Genomic DNA, 12,229 nt, shown 5'->3' with positions numbered 1-12,229 from the left:
CCGTGGGGATCCGCGACGTGGCCGCCGAGGCCGACGTCGCCGTCACCACCGTCTTCGCCCACTTCGCCTCGAAGGAGGCCCTGGTCTTCGAACAGGACCAGGACTTCGAGCAGCGCCTCGTCCACGCCGTCACCGACCGGGCCCCGCACGAGACGCTCGTCCCCGCGCTGCACCGCGAGATCCGGGCCCTGGTGCAGCACTGCACCGCCGACGGCGCCTCTCCGCTCTGGCACCTGATCGACACCTCGCCCGCCCTGCGGCAGTACGAGGCGACGATGAGGCTGCGCCACGCCGAATCCTTGGCGACGGCCATCGCCGCGGACGTCGCGGTCACGGCGGACGACGTCACCGCAGTCGGTGTCATCGCGGAAGCCGGGCCACGGCGCAGCACCACGGCGTGCCGGACGATCGCACGATTCGCGATCGACGCCTTCACGCTGGCCCGGGAGGCGGCCGACCCGGACGCGGCACTCGAGGAGATCTTCCGGATGATCGAGGCCGCGTGGAACACCGCGGGCGCCGGTGGGCACTCGGCCACCCCGAAGGGCCGCTGACCCCGCGAGTCCGCGCCGGGCGGCGACTGACACCGTCCGGGGTGGTTTGCGGTGGCGGATCGGGGTGAGAAGAGGGTGCGGTGGGCGAGAGCGAGGTCCGGCCGGCGGACATCCCCCCTCTTCGCCGTCCGGACCCGCCCACCGCGGTCAGAGCCCGGTCACCGTGACGACAGCGCACCGGTGGCCGGGCGGCCCGGGGTGTCGGATCCCCCGCGGATCGGCGGGCCGACGTGCAGCCGCGGGCCCGGTGAAGGAATTCCGGCGGTGCTGTCACATCCGGTGCGGTCGGCCTGCTGACGGGTCTCGTGGTTCTACCTCGCCCCCGTTGCCGTCACCCTCGGCCTCGGCCTGGCCGCTTGACGGGCGAACGGCCGCCGTCGGTGTTCGGCCCGGTTAGTACTGCAACCGCATCTGCGTGACCGATGTGGTGTTGGGCTCGTTGTTGCGTCTGTTTGCTGATGAGCTGACGGTTGAGCAGGTCGAGTCGTGGTTCGAGGGGATAGCGGGGTTCCATGCCCGCATCGCGCATCGCTTTGGCAGGTCGGAGCCCCGTTATCGGGCGCTGGACTACCTGGCGGGGCTGCTGGCTCCGTTGGAGCGGAAGAACGGCTGGACGCTGGCCGAGCAGGTCGGGCAGCTCCGTCCGGACGGGGTCCAGCGCCTGCTGAACCTTTCCGACTGGGATGAGGACGCGGTCCGCGACGACGTGCGCGATTTCGTGGTGGAGACCATCGGTGCCAGGGACGGGATCCTGATCGGCGACGACACCGGCTTCCTCAAGAAGGGCACCCGGTCGGCCGGTGTCCAGCGCCAATACAAGAGGTACCGCCGGCCGCACTGAGAACTGCCAGATCGGCACGTTCCTGGCCTACGCCTCCTCCAAGGGGCACGCGTTGATCGACCGCGAGCTCTATCTGCCCGTGTCCTGGACCGATGACCGGGAACGCTGCCGAGCCGCCGGCATCGGGGACGAGGTGCCGTTCGCGACGAAGAACGAGCACTTCAAATGGATGCTGCAGCGCGCGATCGACGCCCGCGTCCCGTTCGCCTGGGTGACCGCGGACGAGGCGTACGGCCAGGTCAAGCACCTCAGGTCCTGGCTGGAGGAACGCCGCATCGCCCACGTGCTCGCCACCAAGGTCAACGACACCGTGATCACCGCGGGCTGGGCCGAGGTCCGGGTGGACGAGCTGATCGCGACACTGCCGCGACAGGCCTGGAAGCGCATCTCCGGGGCCAGGGCTCCCACGGCGAGCGGATCTACGACTGGGCCCGGATCGCGATCCGGCCCGTGTGGGAGAACGGCTTCGGACACTGGGTCCTCGCACGCCGCTCCGTCAGCGACCCGAGCAGAATCGCCCACTACGTCTGCTACGGCCCCGTCGGCACCCGACTGAAGGACCTGGTCCAGGTGGCCGCCGCGCGGTGGGCGATCGAGGAGTCGTTCCAGGCGGCGAAGACGGAGTGCGGCCTGGACCACTACCAGGTCCGCCTCTACCGCGCCTGGTACCGACACATCACCCTGGCCATGGCCGCGCTCGCCTACCTGACCGCCCTTCGCGCCGCCCTTCGCGCCCACGAGGCCGCAAAAGGGGCGACACCGACGACGATCACGAGCTCATACCCCTGAGCGTCCCGGAGATCCGCCGGCTCATGGGCCACCTCGTCAGGCCCCGGCACCGGACCAACGAGCACCATCTGCACTGGTCACGCTTCCGACGACGCAGCCAGGCCCGCGCCCGCCGATCCCACTACAAACGCCGAGGCCAGACCCCCCAGATGCGGTTGCCGTCCAGGTCGCGTATTCAGTTCTGATCAATCGGTGGCTCGGGCGAGGTCCTTGAGCCAGATCATCGAGCCGCGGAGATGCAGGCCGGCGAGGTAGCTCGCGGGGGTCTTGTCGTGCCTCGTGGCGATGCCGCGCCACGTCTTGAGCCTGTTGATCAGGCGTTCGACGGTGTTCCGCTCCTTGTAGAGACCGGCGTCGTGCCCCACGGGCCGCCCGCCCCTGCTGCCTCTGCGCTTGCGGCGGGCGGCTTGGTCCCGCTTCTCCGGGATGACGGCTTTGATACCGCGCGCACGCAGATGGGCGCGGTTGCCGCGGGACGAGTGGGCCCTGTCGCCGGCGCCGGCCCCGGGTCGGGTCCGCGGGCGGCCGACCGGCCCGCGGACCCGGACCTTCCCGAGCGGCGACGAACCGGGGACTGTCGGAGGCCTGCCCTGCGGTCAGGAGGAAGGCCAGCGGTCGGCCCTTGCGGTCTCCGGCCAGGTGGATCTTGGTGGTCTGCCCGCCCCTGGAACGTCCCAGCAGCGCCTCCTTCAGGCGGATCCGGTGACGCCGCCGGACTCGTCGTCGCTCCTCCCGGACCGGGTCGACTCCGTCGTGCTGTCTGTCTTGTCCGGGCGGTCCGCCCCCTTTTGCCGGGTCCTCTCCTCTTCGGCCGTGGCCTTCTCCAGGGCCGCGAGGACGTCCTTGCCCAGGTGCATTCCGGCGGCGTCCTGGTGGGCGCGGACGGTGGTGGAATCGACGCCGACCAGCGACAGGTCCACCTCAACCCGCTTGGCGGCCTCCGCGAGCACGCCCTCCAGAAGCGCCTCGAACACACCGGCGTCCCGCCACTGGCGGAAGCGGTTGTGGACCGTGGGCCACGCACCGAACTGCCCTGGCATCTCCCGCCACTGTCCGCCTGTACTGAACCGCCAGATCACGCCTTCGAACGGCTGACGCAGCCGCTCCGGGTACGGGCCGTATCTGCCGATCGGCAGATACGGCCCTATGAACTCCCACTCGGCATCTGACAGTTGCGCACGCGTCATGCAGGAAGGCTTATCGGACTCAGCGCCGCCGCGGGGAAAACTTCCTCGGATTGATCACAACTCGATACGTGGCCTAATGGTGCTCTTTCTCACGCGTGAGCCCCGGCCCGGCGCGGCGCGCTAACGCGGTCGCAGTCGACGAAGGTCCAGAGGCGGGTGCGGAGCCGCCGGACCGAAGCGACGGAGCCAGGTTGCTTGGCGGCTCCGCACGCCCGAGCCCCGGCGCGCCGCTCGGAGCCCGAGCCAGCCGAGGCGGCTGGTCACCCAGCCGAGCCGCAGGGCATCTCGCACAATCCCGTCCCGTCGTCGAACACGACCCAGCATCCGCACCCGTCGGGCGAACAGACGATCTCGATGTCGGTGGCCGCAGCGTTCCTGGTCGACCTGGTGGGGGCGAACTTCAGGGTCGTCCCGCCGTCGAAGTCCATCTCCAGCGTCCGGCCCATGATCAGGGCCATCTCGTGCAGACGCCCGCGGATCTCCTCGGAGAGCCGCTGCATCCGCTCCTGGTCGCTCGGGGCCAGCATCCGCTGCTTCGTTGCAAGGTTGGTCATGGCTTCCCCAACTCCTCTGTTCGATAGGGATCGTGCATCGAGTCCACCACGCTGGACGACCACCACGCCCGATTCGGCCGATGGTGGGTCAGCCGCGTGACCCTGCGAGCAAAGGACGGTTCGTGTGCGCCTCTCGCCTTGGCGTCATTGCCCGAGGCCCGAGTAGTGACCCGGGCTCGTACGAGCCGCGCCGGACACCCAGCCAGCAGGCCGGTGCGGGCCGAAGGACATCGACGGATCCGCCGCCCAGTCAGGAGCGGTGCCACCCGGAGCCACCGGGCTTCACCTCGAACATCGCCCACTGCGACTCCGCCCCGATTGCGCTCCGGCTGCTCCCTGCACTGCACCGCACTTACCGAACGCCGGTCGACCGCCAGAGGCCCCGCACACGGTCCGTACTCCGGCGAACGCCACCTTTTTCAGATCGCTCGGACAGTGCCACCGGACATCCCCGGGCGGGGAGGAAGTGCCCGCCACCTCGGCCATCGGATCCTCGAACACCGACTGCCACCAAGCAGGGTCTACGCCGGGGCTCACGGTCATCGGCTGATCTTCGCTTGTCGACACAACTGAAGAATCAACGGTGGCCGACGGCCAGGCCATTCTCAACCCACCATTTCCCGGCGGCCTGCCGCCATTCTTCCTTACGTCTTGAGGTGCGACCGGGGTAGGTCAACGAACTTCAAGCTTCAAGGGTAGCTGGCCTGCAGCATCCATAGCCGGGCACCATCTCATATTCATGGCTGACGCGCCAGCCGGTCCAGGAGGCTAGGGGCGTAATCTCTCGATTACATCCTGGACAAACGGCGACTTGCACTGGGTTGACGCGAATTACAGAAGCACTTTCCAGCGCCAAAACCTCCGCCAGTGCCCCCTTTCCATGTTCGCGAATTCCCTGTTGTGCGAACTCAAATGCGCCGTACGTGGATCCACATGTGCACTGAATCCTGTTTGAGTAGAGTGTCCCAGTTTCCTGAACCCCCAATTCGGAATGAATCCGATCCTTCTCTTCGGGCGACACGGGCTCCAACCCCCTCTCTCTGATTCGCCTGGGGGTCCAGTACCACTCTCTGATTATGGCAGCTTGTGCACGGGAAACATAAAACGTTGCGGATCTACCGCTCATTGCCACCTGCTGCACGGCTGCAACGATGCCACTATCGTCTGCCGATATTACGGCCTTGCCGCTGCCGATGATGGCATCAAATGGCGCCAACGCTGATCACGGCCTTCCGGGCCGAAGACCGCCTCTGTGCGGCGAAGGCGGCATCTCAGCTGAGCTCGCAAAGGTAAAGGGCGCTACTCGTCGTCGATGGTGAGGTCTTCTAGTTTGCAGGTCCGACAGATCCCGGGCGGATCTTCGTAGACTCCACATCCTGCATCATCAATGAAGACGACTTTCGTATTGTCGAAATGGAACCTTGCATTCCTAGGGCGGAACTTGCTCTTCTCGCCGCGGACATGTCCCACGGTAAGCTCGTGAATCTGCCGCAGATTGGCATCCACCTCCCGCATCAACGCACGTAACTGTTCAAGTTCCTTTCCTTCGAGCTGGATGGGTTCCTGTGTGGCCATCTTGAAATCCTCTCCTAGTAGATATCGATCCGGATGCTCTCAATCGAGCGCATCCGATACTCAGGGTTCCACGGCTGATAGCTGACGACCAGATCAGCACCTCCAAACGGGGCACAGCGCCTATGGCGCGCCGAGCCCGGGCCGCTCGAACAGCGCCTCCAGCGTGGCTCGTCTGCGCGCATACGGCAGCCGGGTGCAGTCGACACCGTCCAGGCGCAGCAGGTCGAAGACGACGACGTGAGCGGGGTGGCGGCGGGCCGCGTTCGCGGCGCGGGTGGCAGTGAGGCGGGCGCGGTGCTGGAGCTGGTCGAAGGCGAGGCGGCCGGCCTGTGGGTCGCCGGGTGGGTGGTCGAAGACCAGGAGTTCGCCGTCGAGGATGGTGTCGGCGGGTCCTCGGCTCCGCAGCCAGGCCAGAGCCCGCCGATCCCACTACAAACGCCGAGGCCAGATCCCCCAAATGCGGTTGCAGTGTTAGGTCGGCCGATGGCGACGGAGGGTGTGGCGGATCCTGGCGAGTGCCGCGGGTGGGTGCCGCTGCCGGCGGTCGCTATCGTGCTTCCGTGACCGGCTCCGCGCAGCGTCCGCTGCTGTTTCTCGACGTCGACGGACCTCTCATTCCGTTCGGCGCGGCGCCCGAACGGTATCCGAGCTTCGCGACGGGGTCTCACTCGCCCGGTGATGACGCGAATCCGCTCCTGAGCAGGATCGATCCCGCGCACGGGCCCCGCCTGTCGGCGCTGCCGTGCGAAATTGTGTGGGCGACGACATGGATGGCCGATGCGAACGAGTGCATCGCGCCCCGCATCGGCCTTCCCCGGCTCGCGGTGGTCCGCTGGCCGGAGCCGTCCGACACCGAGGAGCAGGACGAGCGGGACGGGCTGCACTGGAAGACCCGCGCCCTTGTCGACTGGGCCGCGGGGCGGTCGTTCGCCTGGGTCGACGACGAGGTCACCGACACCGATCGGGTCTGGGTCGCCGCCCACCATCCGGGGCCCGCCCTGCTTCATCGCGTCGATCCCCGGATCGGTCTGACGGACGGTGACTACGTGGCTCTCGAGGCCTGGTTCCGCGAGCAGACCCGGGTTCCGGGCCGGTGACCGTGAGGAGGTCACCAGGGACGGTCGGGCGGCGGAGTGGCCGGCTCTTTCTGGCACTGGCACTGGCGCGGGTCGGGACCCCGACCTCCGGGGCAGGCGAGGGCGGCTTGGCTTTCGGCGTGGGCGGCGCTGCGGGCCGCCCGCGTCCGAGCGGGACGCAACGAGCAAGGCTCGCACCCGATCTCATCCGGTCGAGGCGTCCGTTTCGCCAGCTCCGGCGGCCGCGGGGCCTTCGGTACCGACGGGCCTTGCCGGAGCGGTGAATGTCGGGTCGTTGCCGGTCAGGTCGCGGCTGGCCGCCCAGAGGCGTGCCGCGACGGTCGTGTCGGTGAGGTGGTTCCACAGGGGGTCGGTCCTGGGTGAACCGCGTAGCCCGAACACCCGGGGGCTGAGCATCTGGCCGCCGTGGACGCTCGGGTCGAGTACGGCCCGGACCGCGGGCCATGCGCCGGCGTCCTTGCCCTGGACGACGAGGCCGAGCGGCAGGTGGCCCAGCCGCTCGCGGGCGGTCCGGGCGTGGAGCGGCGGGCGCGAAGGGGTGAGGGAGTCGAGCGCGCCGCCGGGATGGACGAGCACGCTCAGTGTCGTGCTGCCGGCGGCGCGCAGGCGGCGGTCGAGTTCGAGGGCGAAGAGCATTTGGGCCAGCTTGGAGCGGGCGTAGGCGCGCTTGGGCCGGTAGTCGTGCGTGCTCTGGAGATCGTCGAGGTCCAGGCGTTCGGACTTGGCGGCGAAGCTGCCGGTGGTGACGATCCGGCTCCCCGGGGTCGCCGCGAGCAGGGGAGCCAGGTGGTGGGTCAGCGCGAAGTGCCCCAGGTGGTTGGTCGCGAACATCAGCTCCTGGCCGGCCGCGGTTGCGCGGCGCGGTGGACGGTCGAGCGCCACCCCGGCGTTGTGGACGACCGCGTCGAGGCGGTCCGGCCCGAGCGCGTCCACGGATGCCCGGAGCGAGGTCGGATCGGCCAGGTCCAGGGGCAGGTGCCGCAGCTCGGCGCCGGGGACGCGCGAGGCGATGGAAGCGATCGCGGCTTCGGCCTTCGCCGGGTCGCGGCTGCCGAGGACGACCGTGGCCCCGGTGCCGGCGAGCTGCTCGGCGACGAAGTACCCGATGCCCGCGTTGCCGCCGGTGACCAGGAACCTCTTCCCCTCGGCGCGGGGCAGCCGGTGGACGTCCCACGGTGGGGTCTGGGGTACGGAGGGCATGGCGGGCTCCCGGAGCTCGGAGTGGTCTGGTGGCGGTCGGGGCCGCGCGTTCACGGCCGCTCACGCCCAGTGCCTACGGTCCCGGGGGCCACCCACATCCCACCGACAGGTCGCTGTCCTCGCTGACAGCCGGCAGCCGGCAGCCGACCGCTGTCGGCGTCTCAGTCCTGCGGAGTGGAACCGCGCCGGTGCGCGCCCGGCTTGCGGCGGCGGATCAGGAAGGTGCCGACGACGACGGCGACGGTCCCTCCGGTGAAGGCGACCGCGACGCCTGCCCCGGTACCGGTGGTGGACAGCTCCGTCGTGGAGGTCGAAACAGGTTGGCCGATGGCGAGGGCCGGCGTGGCCTGCGGTGCTGTCGCAGGTGCGGAGGGCGAGGGGGCGACGGTCGTGGGCGGGGCGGGTACGGAGACCGTGGGCGTGGCGGACGTCGACGCCGGCGTGGGGACCGTGGACCTGGAAGCGGGAGGTGTGGAAGCGGCTGGGCTCGGGCCCCGAGTCGGCCCGGTTGTCGCGGTCGGCCTGGAAGTAGTCGCATCAGCGGCCGGGGAAGCCGGGGAAGCCGGGGGAGCCGGGGTCGCCGCTCCCGCCGGGCCCGAAGTGATGGCGATGTCGTCGACGTACAGCACCACATCGGGCCCGCCGGTCGGGGCCGCCTTCTTCTCCGGGCGCCAGGCGGGGCGGTAGATCCCGGTCCTGAAGTGCGGTGGCTCACCGCGGTGGTAGTTGTTGTCGCCGCGGTGGGAGCCGACCTGGACGCCGTCCCGGGCGACGGTGATCGATCCCGGTGCGGACGGGGTGGACCAGGTGATGTCGAAGGTCCAACGGTTCCATCGCCCGAACTGCGCCGGGCCGAGCGGGATCAGGGCCTCGAACTCCTCGAAAGTGGCGAGGTTCTTGAGCCAGTGGACCTTGAGCCGCCAGTCGCCGCCGTTCACCGAGAGCGCCAGGACCGGCTTGACCCCCTCGTTGTCGGGCTGGGTGCTGAACCACTGGGCGACGATCGTGTCGTCGTCGACCTGCTTCCAGTCCTTCGGGAGGTAGTTGGCGAAGGAGAAGCGGTGGCTCTCGGCGCTCAGGCCCTTGAGGGCGAGTTCGGCGCGGAACGAGGTCCCGTCGGCCGGCACGTTGAACCTCGCGGCGGTTCCCGTCCCGCCCGGCGGGGCGGGAGCGGTGTTCACGGCACCGAAGCCGTTGATGGCCCTGAACGGCCAGTCCTGGGCCCCGAGGGACTCGAAGTCGTAGGACCTGGAGTCCGTCGCGGCGGCGGGGGTGACGGCCGCGCCGACCGTGAGAAGGGCGACCGAGACGGCACCGGCGGTCCGGCGCGCGATGGCGATAGTGGTGCCGGTGCCGGTGCCGGTGCCGGTAGCGGTTGTGGTCGGACGGGAGCGGAGCGGCGGCATGCGGTTCCTCGGGGACGGCCGGCCGTTCTGCGGCACCGGCTGGTCGGACGGTTCGTCGTGCGCGGTCCGCTCCGTGCAGCTCGGGTGCGGACCGCTTGCCCGGAAGGAGTGACCGACCGTCCGCTCGGCCCGCGACGTTGCCCAACCGTGATCAGGTGCCGGCGTCCTCCCCGTCAGCGGCTGGTGAGGATGCCCAGCAGGCGGGTCACCTCGGTTGCCACCGTGTCCCGGGCCGGACCGAGGTAGGTGCGCGGGTCGGCGGTGTCGGGTGCCGCCCGCAGGCGGTCGCACACGGTGCGGGTGAAGAGCCTGTTGAGGTGGGTGGAGATGTTGATCTTCGTCATGCCGGCGGCGACGGCCTTGGCGAGGTCGGCGTCGCCGACGCCCGAGGAACCGTGCAGAACGAGCGGCACGTCGAGCTCGGCGCGCAGACGGGCTATCAGGTCGAGGTCCAGGGCGGCGTCCCGGGTGAGCATCGCGTGGGAGCTTCCGACGGCGACGGCCAGGGCGTCGACGGCGGTGGCCGCGGCGAACGCGCGCGCTTCGTCGGGGTCGGTGCGGACGCCCGGGGCGTGGGCGCCGTCCTTGCCGCCGATCTCGCCGAGTTCGGCCTCGACCCAGACGCCGGCCCGGTGGCAGTGCTCGGCGATCTGCCGGGTGGCGGACACATTGGCCTCGTAGTCGAGCCTGGACGCGTCGAACATGACGGAGGTGAAGCCCAGGTCGACGGCTTCGTGGACGAGTTCGGGGGACTCCGCGTGGTCGAGGTGGAGGGCCACCGGCACCGAGGCCGTCCGGGCGAGCGCGAGGGAGGCGAGGGCGATCGGGGCGAGCGCACCGTGGTAGCGGACGGTGTTCTCGCTGATCTGGAGGACGACGGGCCGGCCGGCCCGTTCAGCCCCGGTCACGATGGCCTCGGCGTGCTCGATCTGCACGACGTTGAACGCCCCGACGCCGTGGGCGCCGGTGTGGGCAGGGCCGACGATGTCGCCGGTGGGGGTCAGGGGCATGAGGGTTCTCCACAAAGGTGGCGGTGTGCGTGGTGCGCGGGGCAGGGAGCCCGGGGACGCCGCCGCGGCCGGGCGGACCGGGCGGACCGGAAGGGGTTGGGCTGTCAGGTGGCGGGGCCGAGGATCACGGAGCGGGTCAGGTTGCGGGGGCGGTCGGGGTCGTAGCCGCGGGCCTCGGCGAGGAGCACGGCCAGCCGCTGGACGAGGATCAGGTCGGCGAGCGGGTCGAGGGACCCGGACCCGCCCCCCGAGGCGTGCCGGAAGAGTCCGCCGACCCGGGCGACGTCCTCGGCGAGGCCCTGCGGAGCGGGACCGAACAGCCAGGCGACCCGGCCGGGGCCGGTGATGCTGATGGGGCCGTGGCGGTACTCCATGGCGGGGTAGGCCTCGGTCCAGGCGCCGGCGGCCTCGCGCATCTTCAGGCCGGCCTCGAGGGCGAGGCCGTAGGTCCATCCCGTGCCGAGGAAGGTGAACTGGTCGGCGCCGCTCAGGTCGGGACCCAGGGGGGTGTCGAGGGCCAGCCGGGCGTCCTGGACGGCCTCGGCGACCGGGCGCACCCCGGCGGGCAGGGCACCCTCGGCCTCCAGGTGTGCGCGCAGCAGGACGAGTGCGGTGGTGGCGAACCGGGTCTGGACGACCGATTCCTCGTCGGCGAAGTCGAGCACGACCGCCTGGTCGGCGGTCGTCATCACGGGGGTCGCCGGGTCGGCGGTGAGGGCGGTGGTCGCGACGCTGCCCTTGATCTTCGCCAGCAGGTCGACGACCTCGGTGGTGGTGCCGGAGCGGGTGATGGCCACGACGCGGTCGTAGCCGCGGCCGAGGGGGAACTCGGAGGCGGCGAAGGCGTCGGTCTCGCCGTGGCCGCCGCTCTCGCGCAGTTGCGCGTAGGCGTGGGCCATGAACCAGGAGGTGCCGCAGCCGACCACGGCGACCCGCTCACCGCGGCGCGGCAGCGCGTCGGTGTGCGAGCCGGCGGAGCGGGCTGCGTGGGTCCAGGTCTCGGGCTGCGAGGCGATCTCGGCCGAGGTGCGGGAGGTTTCGAAGGTGGTCACGCGGGTTCCTTGCGGTCGGAGGGGATGGAAGGGGTCGGCTGGGATGCCCCGTTGCTCAGAATGCTGTTTCATGAGCACTCTTGATGTCAATAGTTGCTCGGAAAGCGCATCTATCAATCAGTTTCGCGCAAACGACGCGAGGAGTCATCGCACCGGGGCCGGCGGTACCGCCTCGACGACGACCCGGGGGAGCAGCCGCCGGAAGACGGCGGTGTCGACCTCGCCGGCGACCGGGCAGGGGACGGCGGCGGCCGACAGGGCCACCGCCGTGCGGAGGATGTCCGGCCAGGCCGAGCCCGCGTTCAGCCCGGCGGCGATCGCGGCCACGCAGGCGTCGCCGGCGCCCGTGGGATTGCCGGCGAGACGTTCGGGGGGCACCGCCCGCCAAGTGCCCTCCGGGGTGACGGCGTGCAGGCCGTCGGCGCCGGCGGAGGCGACGACCGTGCGGGCGCCCAGGGACCGCAGCGCCGCGGCCGCGCGGGCCGGGTCCGCCTGCCCGGTCGCCGCGGCGATCTCCTCGGCGTTGGGTTTGACCACGTCGGGCCGGGCATCGAGGGCCCGGAGGAGGTCCGGGCCGCTGGTGTCGAGCACCGTGAGCGCACCGGCCGCCGCCGCCGTGCGGACGAGCTGCGCGTAGGCGTCCACCGGGAGGCCGGGCGGGGTACTGCCGCTGAGGACCACCACGCGTGCCCCGGCGGCCAGGGCGGCGTAGCGCCGGTGGAAGAGCTGCCACTCGGCCGCGGTCACCGACGGCCCGCGCCCGTTGAACACGGTGGCATCGCCGTCGTCGCGCGAGACGACGGCCAGGGTCCGGCGTGATTCGCCGGTCACCTCGACGAACTCGCTCCGGATCCGGGCGGTCCGCAGTCCGTCGAGGATCCGGCGGCCGGTGGCCCCGCCCACCAGGCCGGTGGCCACCGGGTCGTGCCCGAGGCCACCGAGCACGCGGGCGACGTTGATGCCC

10 protein-coding genes and 2 pseudogenes are annotated in these 12,229 nt (G+C 70.7%); 3 read left to right on the top strand and 9 right to left on the bottom strand.

What is annotated here, in order from left to right:
* Positions 1-554, top strand: a 554-nt coding sequence (locus VR45_RS10725; RefSeq protein ID WP_045939467.1) for a TetR family transcriptional regulator, incomplete at its 5' end; no start/stop codon positions are given.
* A gap of 499 nt (positions 555-1,053) precedes the next feature.
* Positions 1,054-2,184: pseudogene (locus VR45_RS42185) on the top strand (IS701 family transposase).
* A gap of 185 nt (positions 2,185-2,369) precedes the next feature.
* Here VR45_RS42185 and VR45_RS43895 read toward each other — a convergent pair.
* The 4 genes and pseudogenes from VR45_RS43895 to VR45_RS50530 form a co-directional block, all read right to left on the bottom strand.
* Positions 2,370-3,371, bottom strand: a pseudogene (locus VR45_RS43895) (IS5 family transposase).
* Positions 3,372-3,631: 260 nt separating this feature from the next.
* Positions 3,632-3,925: a hypothetical protein gene (locus VR45_RS10700; RefSeq protein WP_045939464.1), complete on the bottom strand. Its 294-nt coding sequence runs from the start codon at positions 3,923-3,925 to the stop codon at positions 3,632-3,634.
* Between the two features lie 1,299 nt (positions 3,926-5,224).
* A complete protein-coding gene (locus tag VR45_RS46825; RefSeq protein ID WP_159394171.1) occupies positions 5,225-5,500 on the bottom strand; it encodes a hypothetical protein in 276 nt (91 codons plus the stop codon).
* 120 nt (positions 5,501-5,620) lie between these two features.
* The gene (locus VR45_RS50530; RefSeq protein WP_353612677.1) at positions 5,621-5,878 is read right to left on the bottom strand and encodes a hypothetical protein; all 258 of its coding nucleotides are present in this window, start codon (positions 5,876-5,878) and stop codon (positions 5,621-5,623) included.
* Positions 5,879-6,060: 182 nt separating this feature from the next.
* Between VR45_RS50530 and VR45_RS10695 the strand changes: the two genes are divergently transcribed.
* Positions 6,061-6,597 (top strand): HAD domain-containing protein, encoded by a 537-nt coding sequence (locus tag VR45_RS10695; RefSeq protein WP_045939463.1) that lies wholly within the window; start codon positions 6,061-6,063, stop codon positions 6,595-6,597.
* Positions 6,598-6,780: 183 nt separating this feature from the next.
* On the opposite strand, the gene VR45_RS10690 is transcribed toward VR45_RS10695, so the two are convergent.
* The 5 genes from VR45_RS10690 to VR45_RS10670 all read right to left on the bottom strand — a co-directional run.
* Positions 6,781-7,797 (bottom strand): SDR family NAD(P)-dependent oxidoreductase, encoded by a 1,017-nt coding sequence (locus VR45_RS10690; RefSeq protein ID WP_052708990.1) that lies wholly within the window; start codon positions 7,795-7,797, stop codon positions 6,781-6,783.
* 161 nt (positions 7,798-7,958) lie between these two features.
* Entirely contained in the window at positions 7,959-9,203 is a 1,245-nt protein-coding gene (locus tag VR45_RS10685; RefSeq protein WP_045939461.1) for a polysaccharide lyase, read from the bottom strand.
* A gap of 173 nt (positions 9,204-9,376) precedes the next feature.
* Complete coding sequence (locus tag VR45_RS10680) at positions 9,377-10,213, bottom strand: class II fructose-bisphosphate aldolase (protein WP_045939460.1); 837 nt, start codon at positions 10,211-10,213, stop codon at positions 9,377-9,379.
* Positions 10,214-10,317: 104 nt separating this feature from the next.
* Positions 10,318-11,265: a sugar isomerase gene (locus VR45_RS10675; RefSeq protein ID WP_045939459.1), complete on the bottom strand. Its 948-nt coding sequence runs from the start codon at positions 11,263-11,265 to the stop codon at positions 10,318-10,320.
* A 144-nt stretch (positions 11,266-11,409) separates the two neighbouring features.
* On the bottom strand, positions 11,410-12,229 hold an 820-nt coding region (locus VR45_RS10670), incomplete at its 5' end, for a hexose kinase (protein WP_045939458.1).

It is taken from the genome of Streptomyces sp. NRRL S-495, from assembly GCF_000966955.1.
Classification (GTDB): domain Bacteria; phylum Actinomycetota; class Actinomycetes; order Streptomycetales; family Streptomycetaceae; genus Kitasatospora; species Kitasatospora purpeofusca.
Note: the sequence above shows the minus strand (reverse complement) of the source record. Positions and strands in the feature narration are given on the sequence as shown.

What these genes read in the sequence shown, in the direction of transcription:
- VR45_RS10700 (WP_045939464.1), bottom strand. Translation starts at nt 3,925, where the DNA reads ATGACCAACCTTGCAACGAAGCAGCGGATGCTGGCCCCGAGCGACCAG.
- VR45_RS46825 (WP_159394171.1), bottom strand. Translation starts at nt 5,500, where the DNA reads ATGGCCACACAGGAACCCATCCAGCTCGAAGGAAAGGAACTTGAACAG.
- VR45_RS10690 (WP_052708990.1), bottom strand. Translation starts at nt 7,797, where the DNA reads ATGCCCTCCGTACCCCAGACCCCACCGTGGGACGTCCACCGGCTGCCC.
- VR45_RS10685 (WP_045939461.1), bottom strand. Translation starts at nt 9,203, where the DNA reads ATGCCGCCGCTCCGCTCCCGTCCGACCACAACCGCTACCGGCACCGGC.
- VR45_RS10680 (WP_045939460.1), bottom strand. Translation starts at nt 10,213, where the DNA reads ATGCCCCTGACCCCCACCGGCGACATCGTCGGCCCTGCCCACACCGGC.